Here is a 20,456-nt window from a genome sequence, read left to right as displayed (position 1 = left end):
TGTAGTTGGTTAGGAATACACAGTGAGCGAATACCGCCCCCTACGCGTTGCCTTACTCGGTGCCGGATCTGTCGGTGCCGAGGTCGCCAGGCTATTGCTGGAGCAGAAGGAAGAGCTCAAGTCCCGCGTTGGAGCCGAGCTCGAGCTGGTTGGAGTTGCGGTGCGCGACCTAACTACCAAGCGTGAGGGATTTCCAAAAGAGCTATTGACCACAGATGTTGAGAGCTTAATTCTCGGTGCTGACATAGTTATTGAAGTAATGGGTGGCATAGAGCCAGCTAAGGAATACATTTTGCTTGCACTTAATTCTGGTGCTGATGTTGTTACGGCCAACAAGTCCTTGTTGGCTTCACACGGAACTGAATTGTTCAACGTTGCTGAGCAAGTTGGCGCACAGCTTTACTTCGAGGCCGCAGTTGCCGGGGCTATTCCAATTATTCGCCCGCTTAGAGAATCTCTTGGCGGTGACCGCGTAAAGCGCATTATGGGAATTGTTAACGGTTCCACAAACTACATTCTTGACCGGATGGACAAAAGTGGCATCTCTTTGGAAGAGGCTATGGCTGAAGCTACGAAGCTTGGCTATTTAGAAGCAGACCCTTCTTTGGACGTTGAAGGTTTCGACGCGGCACAGAAGGCTGCCATTTTGGCAACCCTCGCATTCCACACCGAAGTTCCTCTAGATAAGGTCTATCGAGAAGGAATCACTTCAATAACCGTTGCACAGATGAAAGCCGCTCAGCGAGATGGCTATGTCATCAAGCTATTGGCAATTTGCGAATTTTTGGAAGCCGATTCATCGGGACCGGAGGGCATTTCTGTTCGGGTTTATCCCGCGCTAGTTCCAAGGTCACACCCTCTGGCTGCAGTTAATGGCGCTTACAACGCAGTTTTTGTTGAAGCAGAGGCAGCAGGAAGTTTAATGTTTTACGGCTCTGGTGCCGGTGGAACTCAAACTGCCTCAGCTGTTTTGGGAGATGTAGTTTCTGCAGCCAAGCGCCACGTGGCAGGTGGCCCAGGTCTTTCTAACTCGTCTCACGCAAAGCTAGAAATCCTTCCAATCAGCAGAATTCAAACTCGCTACTCGGTCCAGCTCGAGGTTTCCGACCAGCCAGGCGTGCTAGCAAAAATTGCCACAACTTTCTCCAAGCACGGCGTTTCAATCGAGGCCGTCGAGCAGTCAGTTCTTTCCGGTAAGGACGTGGTTGCCTATCTTGAGATTGGAACCCACTTGGCTAGTGACGCAGCCCTTGCTGCTGTTGTTGAGGATTTGAAGGCTAGCGATGCGGTTCAGAAAGTCGCGTCTGTGATTCGAATGGAAGGCTTGTAATGGCACACCAGTGGCGCGGAGTGATTCGGGAGTACTTTGATCGATTAGATGTCGATAGCAGTACTCCGATTATCACGCTTGGTGAAGGTGGCACACCTCTTATCGAGTCCCCAGCTCTAGCAAAACTTGTTGGAGCTGGCCAGGTGTATTTGAAGTATGAGGGTATGAACCCAACCGGTTCATTCAAGGACCGAGGAATGACCATGGCGGTTTCCAAGGCTGTTGGGGAAGGTGCCAAGGCAGTTATTTGTGCATCAACAGGAAACACCTCTGCCTCCGCTGCGGCCTATGCGGCAGCAGCCGGAATCACTTCGGTTGTTTTAGTTCCACAGGGCAAGATTTCTCTTGGAAAGCTAAGCCAGGCGGTAGCACACAAGGCGAAGATTTTGCAGGTGCAAGGAAACTTTGACGACTGCTTAACTTTGGCTCGTGACTTGTCGGCTAACTATCCGGTTCATTTGGTCAACTCAGTAAACCCGGATCGAATTGAGGGTCAAAAAACTGGAGCCTTTGAGGTTTTTGACTCACTGGGTAGAGCACCTGATTACCACGTGTTACCAGTTGGCAACGCGGGTAACTACTCTGCTTACTTCAAGGGTTATCTGGAAGATTTCAACGAGGGCCGCATCAAGGTTGTTCCAAAGATGTATGGCTACCAGGCCGAAGGGTCTGCTCCTTTTGTTCATGGTGGACCAGTCAAAAACCCCGACACAATTGCAACCGCAATCCGGATTGGGAATCCTGCCTCTTGGGATCTTGCCCAGAGTGCGATGGAGTGTTCGATGGGTAAGTTTGGCGCAGTTTCAGATGCTGAGATTTTGTGGATGCACAGATTCCTATCCCAAGAGGCAGGCGTATTTGTTGAGCCATCTTCGGCTACTGGTGCAGCTGGTATTTACAAAGCCTCCCAACAGGGAGAAAGTTTTGCTGGAGCATTGATTGTGGTTACCGTGACTGGTCACGGTCTAAAAGATCCGATGTGGGCTCTAAAAGACGAAGCCGGAAACGAGATCTCTCCAGAAGCCGTATCAGCCAATGCTGCTGAAGTTGCTGAGCGTTTGGGGTTGGCGCGAAAATGACTAATTTAGAAGGAAGAACCGTATCGGTTCGGGTGCCAACTACCTCGGCCAACCTGGGCCCAGGCTTTGACACCCTCGGTATCGCCCTTGCTTTCTATGACGATTTGGAAGTTACCGCAACTAAGCCAGGAAGCATTTCAATTGAGGTGCACGGCGAAGGCGAAGGCGAAGTTCCACTCGACGCCTCACATCTGGTAGTTCGGGCGATCCTGGAGACATTCCAGCGCGCTGGCCAGGCCGCGCCCGGTTTGGCCCTGAAGGCAACAAACCGCATCCCGCACGGCCGCGGAATGGGTTCATCCGGAGCTGCAGTTGTTTCTGGAATCATGGCAGCCAAGGGCCTGCTGGATGGGGTCGCAACCATTAGCGACAAGACCATGCTGGATATCGCAACGGAGTTTGAGCATCATCCAGACAACGTCGCACCAGCACTTTTTGGCGGATTGAGTATCGCTTGGGAAGACGAGAACGGACCACACACCAAGAAGCTCTCAGTTCATCGTGGTGTCTCACCGTTGGTTTTGGTTTCTTCCACGAAGATGTCCACTGCATTGGCCAGATCTTTGCAACCAGAGTCAGTTCCTCACGCCGATGCTGTTTTCAATGTTTCGCGCTCAGCGCTGCTGGTTGCTGCCATGGTTCAATCGCCAGAGCTTCTTTTTGCAGCAACTGAAGACAGGCTTCACCAAAAATATCGAGCCACTGCGATGCCAGAAACAGAAGGGCTTATCAGGACTTTACGTGCTGAGGGCCACGCGGCGGTAGTTTCGGGGGCAGGACCTTCTGTCTTGGTGCTAGCTAGTGACCCGGCCCAGAGACTGCGGGCTAAGGAATTAGCCGAAAAGACCCATCCACAATGGCTACCGCTGTTGTTGGCTGTTGACAATAAAGGTGCTACCATAGCAATACACCAAAAGTAATTGGACCCTCTTAGGGTAAATCGCTAGGTGAAATCCCCGCAGAAAATACTGCAATAAAACGCAATCAAATCGCGTTTGAGGTAAATCGAGTTAGCAACCGATTACCTAATCACTCAAGAAAGAGCAATCAATAAATGGATGAAATCCAATCAGATAAACCGGAACGCAAATCTCGTCGAGCAGTAGCTGAAGCTTCAGCTCCCGATGCAGAAAGTTCCCCAAGAAAGTCCAAGGCAAAGGCAGACAAGCCAGCCGATGGCAACCAAGACTCAGGCGAGTCAAGATCCAATAAGGACTCTTCCGCCTCGAGCGATACCCCAAGCCAAGAATCAAGTTCCGACTCTGGTGATCGCAGAAGGAACCGCGACTTCGACGACGACCGTCGTGGCGGCGGCCGCAACTCCAGAAACCGCAACCGCTACCGCGATCGTGATCGCGGAAGGCGCGGCGGAAACAACGACCGCGAAGAAGCAGAACCAGAGATTTCCCCAGATGACGTTCTAATCAGCGTTGCTGGAATCCTAGATGTTTTGGACAACTACGCATTCGTTAGAACCAGTGGTTACCTTCCAGGTCCAAACGACGTTTACGTGTCGTTGGGTCAAGTCAAGAAGTATGGACTTCGTAAAGGTGACGCTGTTGTTGGAGCGATTCGCCAGCCTCGCGAAGGCGAAGGCCAGGGTCGTCAGAAGTTCAACGCCCTAGTTCGTATTGACTCCGTCAACGGTCTGGACCAGGCTGCTTCGGCAGACCGAGTTGAATTCGGGAAGCTAACACCGCTTTACCCACAGACCAGACTGCGTCTTGAGACCGAAGCCAACAAGCTTTCGACTCGAATCATTGATCTTGTTGCCCCAATTGGTAAGGGACAGCGTGGACTGATTGTTTCTCCTCCGAAAGCTGGAAAGACATTGGTTCTTCAGGCCATCGCTAACGCGATCGCAACTAACAACCCAGAGGTTCACCTAATGGTTGTTTTGGTTGATGAGAGACCGGAAGAAGTTACCGACATGCAGCGCACAGTCAAGGGCGAGGTTATTGCCTCCACCTTCGACCGCCCTGCGGAAGATCACACCACTGTTGCCGAGCTTGCTATTGAGCGCGCCAAGAGATTGGTTGAGCTAGGTCACGATGTTGTAGTTTTGCTTGATTCGATTACTCGTTTGGGTCGCGCTTACAACCTAAGTGCTCCAGCATCCGGTCGAATTCTTTCCGGTGGTGTTGACTCGTCAGCGCTTTACCCACCGAAGCGTTTCTTTGGTGCTGCCAGAAACATTGAAGATGGCGGTTCTCTAACCATCCTTGCAACAGCACTTGTTGAAACCGGATCCAAGATGGACGAGGTTATCTTCGAAGAGTTCAAGGGAACTGGAAATATGGAGCTTCGCTTATCTCGTGCACTTGCTGACAAGCGAATTTTCCCAGCCGTAGATCTAAACGCTTCTGGAACCAGACGCGAAGAGATGCTGATGAACCCAGACGAAACCAAGATCATCTGGAAGCTTCGTCGTGCACTTGCCGGTCTAGAGCAGCAGCAGGCACTTGAGCTTGTGTTGAACAGATTGAAGGAAACTTCGAGCAACGTGGAGTTTTTGATGCAGGTTCAAAAGTCCATGCCAGTTCCAACAGGTTCTGACGGAGAATAATGCTCGATTCAGTCCAGCCCCTGCTGGCTGAGCATGCCTCGCTGCAGGAACAGTTATCAGATGCGTCTGTGCATCAGAATCCTGCCTTGGCGAAAAAACTCAACCGTCGGTACGCCGTTGTGAGTGCGATTGTTAGCGCCTACAACCAGGTCATTTCTCTAACCGAAGACTTGGTTGCTACCAAGGATCTAGCCAAGGAAGACGATGCCTTTGCGGCTGAGCTCCCGGCAATTGAGGCCAAGGTCACCGAGGCTAACGAGAAGCTGCGTCGATTGCTTATTCCGCGCGACCCAGACGATGGTCGCGATGTGATTATGGAAATCAAAGCGGGTGAAGGTGGTGCCGAATCGGCGCTATTTGCTGCAGATCTTCTTCGCATGTATATCCAGTACTCCAACTCAAAGGGTTGGAAGACCGAGGTATTAGACAAGAACGAGTCAGATCTTGGCGGCTACAAAGATGTGCAGATCGCCATCAAGGGCAATTCAAACGACCCTGCTGAGGGAGTTTGGGCACACCTGAAATACGAAGGTGGCGTGCACAGAGTGCAGCGCGTTCCGGTTACCGAAACCCAAGGCAGAATTCACACTTCGGCAGCTGGAGTTCTGGTCTTTCCTGAAGTTGATGAGCCAGAAGAAGTCGAGATCAGCCAGAACGAAATACGTGTAGATGTATTCCGCTCCTCAGGTCCTGGTGGACAATCGGTTAACACTACCGACTCTGCTGTTCGAATCACCCACATTCCAACCGGAATCGTTGTTTCGATGCAGAACGAAAAATCCCAGCTACAAAACCGTGAAGCCGCTATGCGCGTTTTGCGAGCCAGAATTCTAGCCGCACAGCAAGAGGCAATCGACGCCGAACAATCCGCGGCTAGGAAATCTCAGGTGCGAACCGTTGACCGATCCGAACGAATTAGAACTTACAACTTCCCGGAAAACCGAATTGCCGATCACAGAACCGGCTACAAATCTTACAATCTCGATCAAGTTATGGATGGCGCGTTGGAGCCAGTTGTTCGCTCGGCGATTCAAACCGATGAAGAAGCCAGGCTGGCAGCGCTAGGCGATAAGTAATTGTTGGTTTCGGGCCTTCTATCCGAATCTTCCAGCAAGCTCAAAGAAGCTGGAGTAATTTCAGCGACAGTTGATGCAGAACTGATTGCTTGTTACTGCCTCGGTGTTTCACGCTCTGAGCTGTCTCTCATGGTTGCAACAAACCAAGAATTTCCCCAAGGGTCACTGGATAAGTTCCAGTTGGCACTTGCCAGACGTGTTGCCAGGCAGCCGCTGCAGCACATCACAGGCACTGCGCCCTTTAGACACCTAGAGCTCAAAGTGGGGCCTGGGGTTTTCACCCCGCGTCCAGAAACCGAGCAGGTGGTTGGCTTCGCGATGGAGAAAATCGCAAATTTTCAAAGCCCGCTTATTGTTGATCTTTGTTCTGGAAGTGGTGCAATAGCAATTAGCTTGTCTACTGAAGTATCGGGATCAGAAGTGTTTGCAGTTGAAAAATCAAAAGACGCCTTTGGATACTTGCTGCAAAACGCAGCAAGCAATGGTCTTTCCAAAGACAACTTGCGAAACGAAGATCTGCAGAATTCACTAACTGAGTTAGACGGACAGGTTGATTTGGTAATTTCGAATCCTCCCTACATTCCAAACGATGCAACTCCTATTGACTTAGAAGTCCAGCTTCATGAACCGAGCATGTCATTATATGGAGGGGTTGATGGACTAGATGTAATACGACAGATATCAATTCGCGCCAAGAAGTTATTGAAATCTGGGGGTTTGCTGGTGTTAGAGCACGCAGACAGCCAGTCAAGTGCCATCGGTAAACTATTATTGGCTGGGGGCTGGTTAGAAATTGAAGCCAGAGCTGACCTAGCAGGCAAAGAGCGCATGATTTCAGCAGTAAACGCCTAGTAAGGCTCAAGAAGGAGGTCACGATGGAGCGAATCTACGACTGTTCCCTAGACACTGACCTTCTTACTGGGATGAGATTGGCCAAAGTTGCAATCGGTCACAAAGATTTGGTTGTATTGCCAACCGACACTGTTTACGGCTTGGCTTGCGATGCTTTTTCCCAAGAGGGTGTGAAGAAACTTCTTGCAGCAAAAGGTCGCGACAGGCAATCACCGCCACCTGTTCTTATCGGTAATGTCGCAGCGCTAGATGGACTTGCCCAAGAAATTCCAGCGCTAGCTCACAAGCTTGCAGAAACTTTTTGGCCCGGTGCCCTGACCTTGATTTTGAAGGCACAGCCTTCACTGACCTGGGACCTGGGTGAAACCAAAGGCACCGTCGCACTTCGCATGCCAGATCACAAGATTGCTCTTGCTCTGTTGCAAGAAACCGGACCGTTGGCTGTTTCTAGTGCGAATCTAACTGGCGAACCGGCTGCAATAACTTGTCAGCAAGCCGAAGGCTACCTAGGTTCAAAGGTGAAAGTTTATTTGGATGGTGGTTCTAGCCCGAAGGGTGAGGCGTCTACGATCTTGGACATGACTGACCTTGTTGATGCGGTTGAAGATTCCGGGGAACTAAAAACTACCGGTAAGGCTCGGATTGTTAGAAGAGGGGCTCTTAGCATTGACAAGCTCAAACTAGTTCTCGGGGAGCATCTTGAGGCTTAGCAAGTGAGAGCTTATTTATTCATTATTGCCATCGCGGCAATCGTTACCTTTTCAGCAACCTATTTCACAATCCGGATGAGTCGTAAGCATCTAGTGATGCCAGAAATTAGAGATCGAGACACTCACACCACTCCGACTCCTCGCATTGGTGGCTTGGCCATGCTTGCGGGAATGTTTGCCGCTTTACTGGTTGCAGGATCACTTAATTGGTTTGACTCTGTTTTCAGCGAACCACAAAGAATACTTGCAATTGTTTCTGCCGCAACAGTGATTGTAATCGTCGGAGTTTTGGATGACTTCTTTGATCTGGACTGGACTATCAAGCTTGCAGGGCAAGTGTTAGCAGCTGGAATCCTTGCTTGGCAGGGGGTCCAGATTGTTTCTTTGCCAATCGGCGGACTGGTTATTGGTAGCTATGCGGTCTCGATGATAATCACTATCTTTTTGACTGTTTTGATCATGAATGCCGTGAACTTTATTGATGGGCTAGATGGTCTGGTTGCTGGGGTAGTGCTTATTGGAACCAGCGCTTTTTTCCTTTATACCTATCTAGTTACCCAGCAAACCTCACCAACCAACTACTTCAATTTGGCTTCTCTAATATCAGCAATCGTGGTTGGAATGGCACTGGGGTTTCTTCCATTCAACTGGCACAAAGCCAAGATTTTCATGGGCGATAGCGGATCGATGCTGCTTGGTCTATTGATGGCAACAGCCGCGTTGGCGGTCACGGGGCAAATTGACCCTGCGGCGGTATCCAGCCGGGTGTTGGCTCCAGCTTTCTTGCCAATTGTCTTGCCGCTTGCGATTTTGCTGCTTCCGCTTCTTGATTTGCTACTTGCAGTGATTCGCAGAGTCAGAGCCGGAAAGTCACCTTTCAAGGCAGACAAGAGTCATATCCACCACAAACTTCAAGACCTAGGTCACGGCCATGTTGGCTCCGTTCTGGTCTTCTATTTTTGGACGGCCATTATCTCCTTCGGTGGTTTGTCGCTGATGTTTATTCCGACGCAGCTTGCACTTTTGATTGCTGTCCTGGTCGCAATCCCAGTCACTATTTATACCGTTTGGCCGGTACTAAACGCCCTTAGAAAGAGAGCACCCAAATGACAACTACTTCCTCCGCCGACCAGCTATTCATAAAGGTCTTGGCTCAGGGTTCACTTTTGATCGGGCTAATCGCCACGGTGGGCTCAGTGGTTGGATACTTTGTTGATTCCCAGAAGGGTGTGCCCAGTGCACTTATTGGAGCATCGCTGGCGCTTGTATTTACCAGCCTTACCTTAGCTAGCGTCTTGATTGGCAGAAGGTTATCTCTGGCTGGGTTCTTCGGAGCGGTTATGGGAGGCTGGCTGGTGAAGCTAATTGGCTTTGCGTTTGCGGTTGGCTTCTTGGCGAGGGCCGAATTCATAAATGGCCCGGTGCTGTTTTTTACCCTGGTGGCAGCCATCCTCGGATCGCTGGCAATTGACTCTATTGCCGTGCTCTCAGCCCGTATTCCCGTGGTCGAGGGCTAGTTTTTTTCTTGCTAGAATTTTGATAAATGGCTCGGTGTTCGACGCTGAGACACTGTAAATCGCCGTGACTTCGTTCACCCCGAAACAGGAGACCACCCTGCTAGATAACGCTCTGAGCCTGATTATCAAGGCTTCGGTCACCGACGACTCGGGCAATTACAAGGGACCCTCCATCATGGAGTTCTACCCGGAGATTTTGTTCTTTGAGGGCACTCCATTTGCTATAAACCGAATCATTTTGGTGCGACTACTAGTTGTTTTGCTTCTAATCGTCCTGTTTTCTCTTTGGGTTAGACAGTTCGACAAGGCGACAAAAAACCAGGTATTTGTTCCAACCAAGTTCCAGCTCATGGGTGAAATTTCCCTGAACTTTGTTAGAACCAGCATTGCTCACGGCCAGCTCGGAAAAGTTGATGGCGACAGGTTCTTACCTCTTCTGACCACAGTTTTCTTCACGGTTCTGGGGCTGAACATCACCGGAATTATCCCAGGGCTCAACATTTCTTCCAATGCACTGATTGGTTACCCGATCGTGTTAGCAGTAGCTGCATATGTGACTTTTATCTATGCGGGAGTCAAAAAGCACGGAATCGGCTACTTCAAGAGTGCGGTGGCTCCAGCGGGTGTCCCACCAGCTTTGTACGTGATGGTTGTGCCAATCGAGATCCTTTCGACCTTCATTCTTCGCCCAGTTACACTGGCACTTCGACTAACCATGAACATGCTCGCGGGGCACCTTTTGTTGGTGCTTTGCTTCAGCGCAACTCAGTTCTTTGTTTTCTACGCCGATGGCCTGTTTGGCTTCTTCGGGGTAGGAACGTTCGTATTTGGATTCGCCTTTACTCTTTTTGAGATTTTGGTGAGTTTCTTACAGGCTTATGTGTTCACCCTGCTAACAACTGTTTACATTCAGTTGGCACTGGCGGATGAGCACTAAAGGATCTGACAACCGTCAGGGATAAACCACGGAAGGGAAAAACAAGTGGACATCACAAACATCGCCGAGCTATCCGGCAACATTGCAGTAGTTGGCTACGGCCTCGCAGCGATTGGCCCAGGCATCGGTGTAGGTCTAGTTGTATCTAAGACCATCGAAGCAACCGCACGCCAGCCAGAACTAGCGTCAAAACTACAGGTCACAATGTGGCTGGGTATTGCATTTACCGAAGCGCTAGCGCTTATCGGTCTTGCAACTCCATTCATCTTCGCTTAAGCAAAAGTTAAGGACTAAACCATGATTTCAAGGATTATCGTCTTAGCGGCGGAAGAAGAGACTAAAAACCCTCTTCTGCCTGCCGACTACGACATTCTTTGGTCTTCGGTCGTTTTTGCCATCATGCTTACTTTCTTTTGGCTAAGGGTTCTTCCTAGCTTCAAGAAGGTACTCAATGAAAGAACTGAAGCTATCGAAGGACGTTTGGCTGCCGCAGAGAAGGCTCAATCTGAGGCTGCTGCAAAAACCGACGAACTATCGAAGGCTCATGAGAACACTCGCGCTGAAGCCAGCGCAATTCGCGAAGAAGCGCGTGCCGAAGGTGCTGCGATTCTGGCCGAGTTGAAAGAGCAAGCTCAAGCGGAGGCGGCCAGAATCACTCAAACCGCCAAGGCCCAAATCGAGGCAGAGCGTCAAGCTGCCCTGATTAGCTTGCGCTCCGAGGTGGGATCAATGGCAATCGATTTGGCATCCAAGGTTGTAAGCCAGAGCTTGAAAGACAGCGCAACTGCCTCCAAGGTAGTTGACGATTTCTTGAAAGATCTTGAAAATTCCGAAAAGGCAGGCAAGTAAGCATCATGTCGAGCTCTACCAGGCAAGCACTAAAAGCGGCTAAGGATATCCTTACCCCGCTACTAGTGGACGCTGACCTTAGATTCGCGGAAGAGATTTTCGTGATCAGTTCAGCTATGTCTGGATCTAAACAACTGCGCAACATTCTCTCGGACCCTTCCGCTGAGATCACGGGTAAGAAAAAAGCCCTGAGCGCGGTTTTTGGAGCTTCCGTTTCGCCCAAGGCAGTCGAATTGGCGGGAAAGATCGTCGCGCTGCGTTGGTCTAAAGGATCTGACCTGGTCGATGCGATGGAGCAGTTAGCCGTTCACTCGGTTGCTGCCATCGCCGCAAGATCCAAATCTCTTGAGGCCCTTGAAGCTGAGTTGTTCGAATTCCGCAAAGTTGTCGACTCAGACCAGCAGCTACAGATTGCTTTGGCTTCAAGGCAGGCAAGCGATGAGCAAAAACTCACAATGGTGAATGCACTGATTTCAGGCAAGTTTGGCAAGGAAGCTAGCTTGCTGATTCGTTTTGCGGTCATTGGCTCAACCAAGGTTCGACTATCGGTTGTTTTGGAAAAGTTTGGTAAGTTACTTGCCGCTTGCGCTGAGCGCTTGGTGGCAACAGTTACTGTTGCCCAAGCCTTGAGCGATTCCCAAGAAGCAGCTCTCGAGAAGTCACTTTCCAGAGACTACGGAAATGATCTTCGACTCAACATCGAGATAGACCCAGCAATTCTCGGTGGCATCAAGGTTCAAATAGCTGGAGAAGTTATTGACGGTAGCGTTGCTAACCGTCTCAAGCAAGCAAAGATGATGCTGGCTTAGGCCAGCATCTAACCGGGGTTCGCCCCAGAAGTAGAGGAAGCAAATGGCAGATCTAAAAATCAGCCCAGATGAGATTCGCGACGCCCTGAAGGGTTTCGTGAACTCCTACGAAAGCGACAAGGCTTCGCGCAACGAGGTCGGACACGTAATCGATGCCGGTGACGGTATCGCTCACGTTGAAGGACTTCCCTCCGCGATGGCTAATGAGCTTCTAAAGTTTGCTGATGGAACTCTAGGTCTCGCTCTAAACCTTGACGAGCGTGAGATCGGAACCGTTATCCTCGGAAACTTTGAGGGCATCGAAGAAGGTATGGAAGTTCAGCGCACCGGCGAGGTTCTTTCTGTTCCAGTTGGAGACGCTTTCCTAGGTCGAGTAGTTGACCCGCTTGGTAACCCAATTGATGGCTTAGGGGACATCAAGGCAGAAGCACGTCGTGCCCTTGAGCTTCAAGCTCCTGGCGTTATGGCTAGAAAGTCAGTTCACGAGCCACTACAAACTGGAATCAAGGCCATCGACGCCATGATTCCAATCGGTCGCGGACAGCGTCAGCTAATCATTGGTGATCGTCAGACCGGTAAGACAGCAATTGCGATTGACACGATTATCAACCAAAAGGCCAACTGGGCAACCGGAGATCCAACCAAGCAGGTTCGTTGCATCTATGTAGCTATTGGTCAAAAGGGTTCCACTATTGCAGGTATCAAAGCAGCTTTGGAAGAAGCGGGAGCACTGGAGTACACAACCATCGTTGCGTCCCCCGCATCTGACCCAGCTGGTTTCAAGTACCTAGCGCCTTATACAGGCAGCGCCATTGGACAGCACTGGATGTATGGCGGCAAGCACGTACTGATCATCTTTGATGACCTCTCCAAGCAGGCAGAAGCGTACCGAGCAGTGTCCCTTTTGCTTCGTCGTCCACCAGGCCGTGAGGCTTACCCAGGAGATGTTTTCTACCTACACTCTCGCTTGCTAGAAAGATGTGCGAAGCTCAACGACGAATTGGGTGCTGGATCGATGACTGGACTTCCAATCATCGAGACCAAGGCCAACGACGTTTCTGCGTATATTCCAACCAACGTGATCTCGATCACCGACGGTCAGATCTTCTTGCAGTCGGATCTGTTCAACGCCAACCAGCGCCCAGCTATCGATGTTGGTATTTCGGTTTCTCGAGTAGGTGGAGCTGCTCAGGTGAAGGGAATCAAGAAGGTCTCTGGAACCCTGAAGTTGGAGCTTGCTCAGTACCGCTCACTAGAAGCATTCGCGATGTTCGCTTCCGACTTGGACGCAGCATCTCGCCAGCAGCTAGCTCGCGGAGCTAGGTTGATGGAGCTTCTAAAGCAGCCACAGTACTCTCCGTACCCAGTTGAAGACCAGACAGTTTCTATTTGGGCTGGAACTTCAGGCAAGTTGGATGAAGTTCCTGTTGAAGACGTGCTTCGCTTCGAGTCGGAGTTCCTTGACTACCTAAAGCGCAACAGCAAGGTAATTGAGACCATTCGTGAAACCAAGAACCTAGAAGATGACACCATCCGCGAGTTGGACGCCGCAATTGACAAGTTCAAGAAGGGCTTCCAAACCGGCCAGGGTGTTCCACTTTCTTCTTTGGGCAACGAAGCTGTGAATGCTTTGGAAGAAGAAGAAGTAAACCAGGAAAAGATCGTCAAGCAAAAGCGCTAAAGCGTCGTTGCCAATTCGAGACTAGGAAAGGAGAGATATGGGAGCGCAACTCAGGGTTTACCGACAGAAGATTAAGTCGGCACAGACCACAAAGAAGATTACTCGCGCTATGGAGCTAATTTCTGCTTCCCGTATCTACAAGGCGCAGCAGCGCGTTGCTGCCTCGACTCCTTACTCACGAGCGGTTACCAGAGCGGTTTCTGCCGTGGCTACCTACTCGAACATCGATCATCCTCTTACGACTGAGCCAGAGACAATTGATCGCGCAGCGGTAGTTATCTTTACCTCCGACCGCGGTCTTGCTGGAGCCTTTTCCTCGAACGTTCTAAAAGAAGTTGAGCAGCTAGTAACGCTTCTAAAGGGACAGGGCAAAGATGTTGTTTACTACCTGGTTGGAAGAAAGTCCGTAAGCTACTTCAATTTCCGCAGACGACTTTCCCGTCAGCAGTGGGTTGGTGGCACTGACCTTCCGGAGTTTGACACTGCGAAGTCAATTGCAGATGCGCTGTTGGCTGATTTCAACACTGATGCCAAAGACGGGGGAGTAGACGAGATTCACATGGTCTATAACCGCTTCGTATCTATGATTTCCCAGGTTCCAGAGGTTGTGCGCTTACTTCCACTTGAGGTAGTCGAGGGTGTTGAAGAGCCTTCCAAGAGCGAGATCTTCCCGCTTTACGAGTTTGAGCCAGATGTAAACAAGGTGCTTGATGCCTTGCTACCGGTTTACATCGAGAGCAGAATCTTCAACGCAATGCTTCAGTCTTCGGCTTCCGAGCACGCTGCACGTCAGAAGGCCATGAAGTCAGCTACCGATAACGCTGAGAAGCTGATTTTGAACTACACCCGTTTGAGCAACCAGGCACGTCAATCAGAAATTACGCAACAGATTTCCGAAATCGTCGGTGGTGCGGATGCACTGGCCACCGTTGGCGATGAGGACTAAGAGAAAGATAAGAAATGGCTGAGACAAAGACAACCCCACAGGCAGGCACCGGGCGCATCGCTCGAGTAAACGGTCCGGTGGTTGACATCGAGTTCCCACACGATGCCATCCCCGCGATCTACAACGCCCTCACAACAAAGATTGACCTGTTGGGAGAAACCACGACTCTAACTCTTGAGGTGGCTCAGCATCTAGGTGATGACCTCGTTCGCGCCATTGCCTTGAAGCCAACCGATGGCTTGGTTCGCGGTGGCACAGTGTCTGACACCGGAGCGCCAATTTCTGTTCCAGTTGGAGATGTCACCAAGGGACACGTTTTCAACGTAACCGGTGAAGTTCTAAACGCTAAGCCAGGCGAAAAAATTGAGGTCACCGAGCGTTGGCCAATTCACCGCCAGCCGCCAGCTTTCGATCAGCTTGAGTCAAAGACTCAGATGTTCGAAACCGGAATCAAGGTTATTGACCTTCTAACCCCTTATGTATTGGGTGGAAAGATTGGTCTATTCGGTGGTGCCGGTGTTGGTAAGACCGTTTTGATTCAGGAAATGATTTACCGTGTGGCAGAAGACCACGACGGTGTTTCGGTGTTTGCCGGTGTTGGTGAGCGTACCCGCGAAGGTAACGACCTAATCGATGAAATGACTGAGTCGGGTGTTATCGACAAGACCGCGCTCGTGTTCGGTCAGATGGATGAGCCACCAGGCACGCGTTTGCGTGTTGCATTGTCTGCTTTGACAATGGCGGAGTACTTCCGTGACGTGCAGAAGCAGGACGTGTTGCTATTTATTGACAACATCTTCCGCTTCACTCAGGCAGGTTCTGAGGTTTCCACACTGCTAGGTCGTATGCCTTCCGCCGTGGGTTACCAGCCAAACTTGGCCGATGAGATGGGTCTACTACAAGAGCGCATCACCTCTACCCGTGGTCACTCGATTACTTCTCTGCAGGCAATTTACGTTCCTGCCGATGACTACACCGACCCAGCCCCAGCAACCACCTTTGCTCACTTGGATGCAACAACTGAGCTAAGCCGTGAAATTGCTTCCAAGGGTCTTTACCCAGCGGTGGATCCACTTTCTTCAACTTCAAGAATCCTGGACCCTCGTTACATTGCGAAGGATCACTACGAGACTGCCGTTAGGGTCAAGCAGATTCTTCAGAAGAACAAGGAATTGCAGGAAATTATCGCCATCTTGGGTGTTGAGGAGCTTTCCGAAGAAGACAAGGTTGCGGTATCCAGAGCAAGAAGAATTCAGCAGTTCTTGTCTCAGAACACTTACATGGCTACTAAGTTCACCGGTGTTGCAGGTTCTACCGTGCCGCTCAAGGAGACCATCGAAGGATTCTCCAAGATTGCAAACGGTGACTTTGACAACGTTGCGGAGCAGGCGTTCTTCAACGTCGGTGGCCTAGAAGACGTTGAGCGCCAGTGGACCAAGATTCAGAAAGAATCTGGTAACTAACCTTGTCTGAAAAAACTCTGCGGGTTGAGCTAGTTGCTGCCGACAAGGCAGTTTGGTCTGGCGAAGCTAAGTTGGTGGTAGCCAAAACAGTTGAAGGCGAAATTGGTTTGATGCCAGGGCATGAACCGATGCTTGCCATCTTGGCTAACGGTGAGGTTAGAGTTACCAAACCTGAGGGTGAAGTGCTCGTTGTTACCGCAGATGATGGATTCTTGTCAGTCGAGCATGACGTGGTAACTGTTGTTGCCAGAAATGCTTCGCTGGCTTAATCCTGCTCAGGGCGGGTGCTTGCAGGACGCTCGCGTCTGTTTGAAGCCGGAATCCACTTCACATCGCCACCGTGCTTGATGTTGGCAAAACGTGCCAAGACAAACAACAGATCACTCAGACGGTTTAGATACTTGGCAGCCAAAACGCTTACGCCGCCGTTATTCTGACCCTTTTTTGCAGGGTCTGTTCCATACTTTTCGATTGCGTGCCAGGTGGCGCGCTCGGCTCTGCGAACAACGGTCCTTGCTAAGTGGAGACCTGCAGCAACTCCGGATCCTCCAGGAAGAATAAAGCTGTCTAGCTTTTCAAGCTGCTTGTTGTATTTGTCGATTGCTTCTTCTAGAGCATCAATCCAAATAGCGTCTACTCGTAATGGCTCATACTCGTAGTGTTCGTTGAGGGGGTTCGAAAGGTCTGCGCCCAAATCGAATAGATCATTTTGTATTTGCGACAGCAGAGCCAAAGTTTCGGCGTCGAACTCGCCATGGGCTAGTGCAACAGCAACTCCGATTGCGGAGTTGGCTTCATCAACGTCGGCGTAGGCCTCGATACGAGGATCTGTTTTGCGAGTTCTAGAAAAGTCGCTGAGACCAGTAAGACCTTCATCGCCTGTGCGGGTATAGATTTTTGTAAGTTTGACCATGGTCTAAGTCTAGGCTTATGGAATGATCTTTTTGCTCCCACCGTCTGAAACCAAGGAGCCTGGTGGCAAAAAGAAGGCCAAGGTTCTGAGCCACAAAGAACTAAACAAAACTCGTAAATTGCTTCAGTTGGCTTTGATTGAAATCTGCAAGAGCCCAACGATTGCGGCTAAGGCCCTAAAGCTTGGACCAAAGCAACTGGGGGAGATTGCCGTCAACCTGGATCTAGCTAACCCGAAGTGTTTACCAGCCCTTGATCGATACACCGGCACCTTGTATGACGCTCTCAAAGAAGGCGGCGTCACCTCAGGTATGCGAACTAGAGCCAGTAAGGCCTTGTTTATCCAGTCTTCGCTTTTTGGTTTAATTTCGGCCGGGGATGAGATCCCAAACTATCGCCTTTCTGCCGGCTCAAAACTTCCTGGGATGAATCTGAAATCGCTTTGGCAGGAAGCTCACGAAGCGTTGTGGTCGAAGTTTTCAAAAGAGATGGTGATCGACATGAGATCCAATTCATATGCTGAATTAGCGCCTCTTCCAGGCCATCTTGTCTACTACACACTCGATGTAGTTCTTGAAGACAAAAAGGGCAAACGAACCAGGCTAAATCATTTCAATAAGCAGGCAAAGGGTCAGTTTCTAAGATCCGCACTAACAGTTGGCCCAGCACCAAAAACCATTGCCGATCTAAAGACCATTGCGAAGCTAGCCGATCTGAAAATAGAAGTTTCGGGTAAGAAGCTTTTGCTAATTTCCTACGGATGAGTCTTCTGCAGGAAGAGGCTCTATTTCAAAGATGTCGGGGTCAGGAAGAGCAATAATTCCCTCAATCAATGAAATTACTGTGCTCCACCATCCCTCATCGTTAAACATGATCCATCCTGGTACTAGCCAAACATCCCCGGCAGCATCCCAAATTCCCAAGAGAGCCGACTCTGCCCTAACAATTGTCAAAGTGACAACCTGGGGCTCAACAGGGGCTGGCTCAGTTTCGGTAGGTTCAGGCACCGCTGACGCGGTCTCTGATGGACTAGGTTCAATCGGTTCGGCTGTCACTTCGGTTTCTGATACCTCTGGGTCAACAAGTGGTTCATTGCGAACGCTCATGTCACTATAAATTGCCGGGTATTTTTCATACAAATAGCTAGGTGGAGATCCATACCAGATCCACTGATCGAGTCGATCGATAGCTTGGACAGGGGAAATGGTGTTGTAGGTGCCAACTGCTTGAGCAACTACCGAGTGACCTTGCGCGTAGCTAATCTCGCCATCTGACCCCCAGCCGATGTACCATTCGATACTTGTCGGCTGATTATCTACAACCATGGCGGCGGTCACGGAACCGCCCCATTCCGACCAGTCAACTCGTAAGTCAGATTCGGTCACAGCTAGGCCAGTTGCGTTGAATACCTCCAGAGCTTTTGCTATGGCTTCAGACTTGCTTGGGAGTAGTTCTGGGGTTGGAACCGGGTCAATCCACTCCTCACAAAACCCTTCGGCGTCGATTGATCTGCAATCAGTCGAAATTGAAGAGTCAGAAGGATTGGAATAGTACCAAGATGCTGTCCCGCTCCACCAAACCGAGACGATTGGGCTCACACTGTCAATTCCCCAAGGATCATCGGATTCACCAAAAAAGTAACCAGGATTTGCTTCACTGAAGTCAGGGAACTTCTTAAAGCTGCCCTGAACTTCAAACAATCTTGCTATCTTCTGGAGCACGGATTCTGGAGTTCCGGTCCGCACTAGCTTATAGATCTGGCCAGATCCACCCTCGTTTGACAGATTAGATCCAGCCACATACTCGTAGCTAAAAAAGGGCATAGACATCATTTTGTCTGCTGATGCTTCAGACGAGGGGGATCCATTTGAAGGATTTTGGTAGGAAGCAGCTAATTGGATAAGTGGAGTTTGGACTGGGTTGACTACTACGGCCACTGCCAGGATTGCCGCTGTGCCAGAAACTAATCCACCCAAAGCGAAACCTCTAGCTCTGGCTGATAGAAGTTCAAATCTTTGGGTAAGGCCAAGTCTTAGTTTGGACTTTGAGGCGGCTGCCAAGATTTCAGCTGATAGCGGCTCAGTTTTGGCTTTGTTTGCGGGGTCTGCCTTACGCAGACGGGCGTCTAGTTCATCTGGAGTATTCATATATAGGTTATGTAGACAGGTTGGCGATTATGTCTGGGTTTTTTAGGAAATCAGCCCTCTAAGTTTGGCCTTAGCCTTGCTCAACCTAAGCGCGAAGGCATTAGTCGAGATTTCCAACACCCTGGCCGAGTCATCATTGTCTAGACCTTCAAAGCTACTTAGGGATATAACCTGGCGCTCTGCTGGGGTCAGCTTTGCCCAAGCTTCTGAAAGACTAAGGTCGCTTAGAGCGATGTCCTCAGCCGAAGGGGCAGAGTCCCGTGGCCGGAATAAGACCAAGAAGTTTTCTTTAGCCTTCTGAGTTCTTCGGTGATTTGCGACCACAAATCCAGCGATTCTATATAGCCAGGGGAGCTCAAAGCCCTTGGGTGCCTCAGATCTTTTCGTCCAAGCGATTTCAAAAATTCTTGAGGCTATGTCCTCAACATCCGGAGGACTCACGCGCCTAGCTAGGTATTTCGATATTTGTGGCAGAAGCTGCCGATAGATTGTTGTAAATTCTTCTGGGCTCACAGCTGTAATCCTACTGGCAAAGTTCGTTTCTCCTGAAACAACCGGGTGCATGGTCATTCACCATGCCAATTGACTGCATCATCGCATACATGGTGGTAGGGCCAACGAATGAAAAACCAAGACTTCGCAGTGTTTTACTCAGCGCGATTGACTCCGGGGTAGTTGCCTTGAACTCGAAGCCAGAAGTCGGACCCATGGCGCGCTTGGGTGCGTGAGACCAAATCAATGGACTAAGCGGCTGACCCAGATCCAAGATCAGGCGGGCGTTATTGATAGTGGCATTAATTTTTGCCCTATTTCGGATAATGTCTTCGTTCTGCATTAGCCGCTCGATATCCTTTTCGGTCATCTTGGCAACCTTGCGGATGTTGAAGTTATGAAATGCCTTTCTAAAGCCTTGCCTACGCTTCAAGATAGTTATCCAGGAAAGGCCTGCCTGAAACGCCTCAAGAGCTAGTTGCTCAAAGAGCTCATTTTCTCCCTCTAGCTTTACGCCCCACTCGGTGTCGTGATAGTCGATGTATATCTGATCTTGCTTGGGCCAGCGGCAGCGCTTCTGTCCATCCGAATACTCAGTTACAAATTCACTCATAATCGATGCCTTCGTGATCCAGCAGCAGCTTTTTGGTTTTGATTCCCTGGCCACCGGAGTAACCAGTTAGCGAGCCATTGGACCCAAGAACCCGGTGGCAGCCAACCAAAAGGGGAGTTGGATTAGCGCCCACCGCGGCCCCAACCGCTCTGGCTGCTTGGGGCTTTCCAAGAGCAGCTGCAATTTCGCCGTAGGAAATAGTTTTGCCAAAAGGAACCTTGGCTATAGCCTTCCAAACCGCCAGCTGAAATGGTGTGCCAGAGACTTTGAGAGGAAGACTAAATTTTGTAATTACACCCTCGAGGTAGAGCGCTAACTGTGTGCCCGCATCGTCTAGAACTTTAGAGGAACCTAAAGAAGTTAACTTCTTACACAGCTCAACGGAAGTAATCTTTTCCGCCTCTGCGCTGATGGTTATGAAACCAAAAGGCGAAGGAAAAGATCGCCTAGATCTTGCTGATTCGCTCATGCCTAAAT

At 50.2% G+C, this 20,456-nt stretch carries 22 protein-coding genes and 1 pseudogene; 18 read left to right on the top strand and 5 right to left on the bottom strand.

Annotation, left to right across the window (positions count from 1 at the left end):
• The first annotated feature begins 22 nt into the window (after positions 1–22).
• The 17 genes and pseudogenes from AC9UES_RS00820 to AC9UES_RS00740 all read left to right on the top strand — a co-directional run bounded on the left by AC9UES_RS00820 (position 23) and on the right by AC9UES_RS00740 (position 16,084).
• Positions 23–1,330, top strand: a complete 1,308-nt coding sequence (locus AC9UES_RS00820; protein WP_509525714.1) for a homoserine dehydrogenase — start codon at positions 23–25, stop codon at positions 1,328–1,330.
• The gene (gene thrC, locus AC9UES_RS00815) at positions 1,330–2,409 is read left to right on the top strand and encodes a threonine synthase (protein ID WP_509525711.1); all 1,080 of its coding nucleotides are present in this window, start codon (positions 1,330–1,332) and stop codon (positions 2,407–2,409) included. The genes AC9UES_RS00820 and thrC overlap by 1 nt, the downstream gene beginning before the upstream one ends.
• Positions 2,406–3,329 (top strand): homoserine kinase, encoded by a 924-nt coding sequence (gene thrB, locus AC9UES_RS00810; RefSeq protein WP_509525708.1) that lies wholly within the window; start codon positions 2,406–2,408, stop codon positions 3,327–3,329. The genes thrC and thrB overlap by 4 nt, the downstream gene beginning before the upstream one ends.
• Before the next feature lie 410 nt (positions 3,330–3,739).
• A pseudogene (gene rho / locus AC9UES_RS00805) lies at positions 3,740–4,975 on the top strand (transcription termination factor Rho); the annotation flags it as partial.
• A complete protein-coding gene (gene prfA / locus AC9UES_RS00800; protein ID WP_509525706.1) occupies positions 4,975–6,051 on the top strand; it encodes a peptide chain release factor 1 in 1,077 nt (358 codons plus the stop codon). The pseudogene rho and the gene prfA, both read left to right, overlap by 1 nt.
• Positions 6,052–6,903, top strand: coding sequence for a peptide chain release factor N(5)-glutamine methyltransferase (prmC, locus tag AC9UES_RS00795; RefSeq protein WP_509525703.1), 852 nt, complete (start codon positions 6,052–6,054; stop codon positions 6,901–6,903).
• Between the two features lie 23 nt (positions 6,904–6,926).
• Positions 6,927–7,613 (top strand): L-threonylcarbamoyladenylate synthase, encoded by a 687-nt coding sequence (locus AC9UES_RS00790; protein ID WP_509525700.1) that lies wholly within the window; start codon positions 6,927–6,929, stop codon positions 7,611–7,613.
• A 3-nt stretch (positions 7,614–7,616) separates the two neighbouring features.
• Positions 7,617–8,723 (top strand): MraY family glycosyltransferase, encoded by a 1,107-nt coding sequence (locus tag AC9UES_RS00785; RefSeq protein WP_509525698.1) that lies wholly within the window; start codon positions 7,617–7,619, stop codon positions 8,721–8,723.
• Positions 8,720–9,130 carry a Cg1360 family ATP-synthase-associated protein gene (locus AC9UES_RS00780; protein ID WP_509525695.1) on the top strand — a complete coding sequence of 137 codons (411 nt, stop codon included), beginning with the start codon at positions 8,720–8,722 and terminating at the stop codon, positions 9,128–9,130. Before AC9UES_RS00785 ends, AC9UES_RS00780 begins: the two co-directional genes overlap by 4 nt.
• A 112-nt stretch (positions 9,131–9,242) precedes the next feature.
• On the top strand, positions 9,243–10,067 hold the full coding sequence (atpB, locus tag AC9UES_RS00775) for a F0F1 ATP synthase subunit A (protein ID WP_509525748.1): 825 nt from the start codon (positions 9,243–9,245) through the stop codon (positions 10,065–10,067).
• Positions 10,068–10,112: 45 nt separating this feature from the next.
• The gene (gene atpE, locus AC9UES_RS00770) at positions 10,113–10,343 is read left to right on the top strand and encodes an ATP synthase F0 subunit C (RefSeq protein ID WP_509523516.1); all 231 of its coding nucleotides are present in this window, start codon (positions 10,113–10,115) and stop codon (positions 10,341–10,343) included.
• A gap of 21 nt (positions 10,344–10,364) precedes the next feature.
• Positions 10,365–10,916 (top strand): F0F1 ATP synthase subunit B, encoded by a 552-nt coding sequence (locus tag AC9UES_RS00765; RefSeq protein WP_509525692.1) that lies wholly within the window; start codon positions 10,365–10,367, stop codon positions 10,914–10,916.
• A 5-nt stretch (positions 10,917–10,921) separates the two neighbouring features.
• The gene (locus tag AC9UES_RS00760; protein ID WP_509525690.1) at positions 10,922–11,725 is read left to right on the top strand and encodes a F0F1 ATP synthase subunit delta; all 804 of its coding nucleotides are present in this window, start codon (positions 10,922–10,924) and stop codon (positions 11,723–11,725) included.
• 43 nt (positions 11,726–11,768) lie between these two features.
• Positions 11,769–13,406 carry a F0F1 ATP synthase subunit alpha gene (gene atpA / locus AC9UES_RS00755; RefSeq protein ID WP_509523519.1) on the top strand — a complete coding sequence of 546 codons (1,638 nt, stop codon included), beginning with the start codon at positions 11,769–11,771 and terminating at the stop codon, positions 13,404–13,406.
• A 37-nt stretch (positions 13,407–13,443) separates the two neighbouring features.
• Positions 13,444–14,352, top strand: a complete 909-nt coding sequence (locus AC9UES_RS00750) for a F0F1 ATP synthase subunit gamma (protein ID WP_509525687.1) — start codon at positions 13,444–13,446, stop codon at positions 14,350–14,352.
• Between the two features lie 14 nt (positions 14,353–14,366).
• Positions 14,367–15,815 (top strand): F0F1 ATP synthase subunit beta, encoded by a 1,449-nt coding sequence (atpD, locus tag AC9UES_RS00745; RefSeq protein ID WP_509525685.1) that lies wholly within the window; start codon positions 14,367–14,369, stop codon positions 15,813–15,815.
• A gap of 2 nt (positions 15,816–15,817) precedes the next feature.
• Positions 15,818–16,084, top strand: a complete 267-nt coding sequence (locus AC9UES_RS00740) for a F0F1 ATP synthase subunit epsilon (protein WP_509523524.1) — start codon at positions 15,818–15,820, stop codon at positions 16,082–16,084.
• Here the strand turns inward: AC9UES_RS00740 and AC9UES_RS00735 are convergent.
• Complete coding sequence (locus tag AC9UES_RS00735) at positions 16,081–16,728, bottom strand: cob(I)yrinic acid a,c-diamide adenosyltransferase (RefSeq protein ID WP_509525682.1); 648 nt, start codon at positions 16,726–16,728, stop codon at positions 16,081–16,083. The two genes, AC9UES_RS00740 and AC9UES_RS00735, sit on opposite strands and share 4 nt — an antisense overlap.
• Before the next feature lie 22 nt (positions 16,729–16,750).
• On the opposite strand from AC9UES_RS00735, the gene AC9UES_RS00730 reads away from it, so the two are divergent.
• Positions 16,751–17,491: a YaaA family protein gene (locus AC9UES_RS00730; protein WP_509525679.1), complete on the top strand. Its 741-nt coding sequence runs from the start codon at positions 16,751–16,753 to the stop codon at positions 17,489–17,491.
• Here AC9UES_RS00730 and AC9UES_RS00725 read toward each other — a convergent pair.
• Genes AC9UES_RS00725 through AC9UES_RS00710 form a run of 4 tightly spaced genes read right to left on the bottom strand, consistent with a single transcriptional unit; the run spans position 17,474 to position 20,448 of the window.
• Complete coding sequence (locus tag AC9UES_RS00725) at positions 17,474–18,874, bottom strand: hypothetical protein (RefSeq protein ID WP_509525676.1); 1,401 nt, start codon at positions 18,872–18,874, stop codon at positions 17,474–17,476. The two genes, AC9UES_RS00730 and AC9UES_RS00725, sit on opposite strands and share 18 nt — an antisense overlap.
• 42 nt (positions 18,875–18,916) lie before the next feature.
• Positions 18,917–19,387 carry an RNA polymerase sigma factor gene (locus AC9UES_RS00720; RefSeq protein WP_509525674.1) on the bottom strand — a complete coding sequence of 157 codons (471 nt, stop codon included), beginning with the start codon at positions 19,385–19,387 and terminating at the stop codon, positions 18,917–18,919.
• A gap of 10 nt (positions 19,388–19,397) precedes the next feature.
• Complete coding sequence (locus AC9UES_RS00715) at positions 19,398–19,979, bottom strand: DNA-3-methyladenine glycosylase I (RefSeq protein ID WP_509525671.1); 582 nt, start codon at positions 19,977–19,979, stop codon at positions 19,398–19,400.
• Positions 19,972–20,448, bottom strand: a complete 477-nt coding sequence (locus AC9UES_RS00710; RefSeq protein WP_509525668.1) for a methylated-DNA--[protein]-cysteine S-methyltransferase — start codon at positions 20,446–20,448, stop codon at positions 19,972–19,974. The genes AC9UES_RS00715 and AC9UES_RS00710 overlap by 8 nt, the downstream gene beginning before the upstream one ends.
• Between the last annotated feature and the right edge of the window lie 8 nt (positions 20,449–20,456).

The organism is Rhodoluna sp. (assembly GCF_044232805.1).
In the GTDB taxonomy this organism is placed as follows: Bacteria; Actinomycetota; Actinomycetes; order Actinomycetales; family Microbacteriaceae; genus Rhodoluna.
Note: the sequence above shows the minus strand (reverse complement) of the source record. Positions and strands in the feature narration are given on the sequence as shown.

What these genes read in the sequence shown, in the direction of transcription:
- thrC (WP_509525711.1), top strand. Translation starts at nt 1,330, where the DNA reads ATGGCACACCAGTGGCGCGGAGTGATTCGGGAGTACTTTGATCGATTA.
- thrB (WP_509525708.1), top strand. Translation starts at nt 2,406, where the DNA reads ATGACTAATTTAGAAGGAAGAACCGTATCGGTTCGGGTGCCAACTACC.
- prfA (WP_509525706.1), top strand. Translation starts at nt 4,975, where the DNA reads ATGCTCGATTCAGTCCAGCCCCTGCTGGCTGAGCATGCCTCGCTGCAG.
- AC9UES_RS00790 (WP_509525700.1), top strand. Translation starts at nt 6,927, where the DNA reads ATGGAGCGAATCTACGACTGTTCCCTAGACACTGACCTTCTTACTGGG.
- AC9UES_RS00780 (WP_509525695.1), top strand. Translation starts at nt 8,720, where the DNA reads ATGACAACTACTTCCTCCGCCGACCAGCTATTCATAAAGGTCTTGGCT.
- AC9UES_RS00765 (WP_509525692.1), top strand. Translation starts at nt 10,365, where the DNA reads ATGATTTCAAGGATTATCGTCTTAGCGGCGGAAGAAGAGACTAAAAAC.
- AC9UES_RS00760 (WP_509525690.1), top strand. Translation starts at nt 10,922, where the DNA reads ATGTCGAGCTCTACCAGGCAAGCACTAAAAGCGGCTAAGGATATCCTT.
- atpA (WP_509523519.1), top strand. Translation starts at nt 11,769, where the DNA reads ATGGCAGATCTAAAAATCAGCCCAGATGAGATTCGCGACGCCCTGAAG.
- AC9UES_RS00750 (WP_509525687.1), top strand. Translation starts at nt 13,444, where the DNA reads ATGGGAGCGCAACTCAGGGTTTACCGACAGAAGATTAAGTCGGCACAG.
- atpD (WP_509525685.1), top strand. Translation starts at nt 14,367, where the DNA reads ATGGCTGAGACAAAGACAACCCCACAGGCAGGCACCGGGCGCATCGCT.
- AC9UES_RS00735 (WP_509525682.1), bottom strand. Translation starts at nt 16,728, where the DNA reads ATGGTCAAACTTACAAAAATCTATACCCGCACAGGCGATGAAGGTCTT.
- AC9UES_RS00730 (WP_509525679.1), top strand. Translation starts at nt 16,751, where the DNA reads ATGATCTTTTTGCTCCCACCGTCTGAAACCAAGGAGCCTGGTGGCAAA.
- AC9UES_RS00725 (WP_509525676.1), bottom strand. Translation starts at nt 18,874, where the DNA reads ATGAATACTCCAGATGAACTAGACGCCCGTCTGCGTAAGGCAGACCCC.
- AC9UES_RS00715 (WP_509525671.1), bottom strand. Translation starts at nt 19,979, where the DNA reads ATGAGTGAATTTGTAACTGAGTATTCGGATGGACAGAAGCGCTGCCGC.
- AC9UES_RS00710 (WP_509525668.1), bottom strand. Translation starts at nt 20,448, where the DNA reads ATGAGCGAATCAGCAAGATCTAGGCGATCTTTTCCTTCGCCTTTTGGT.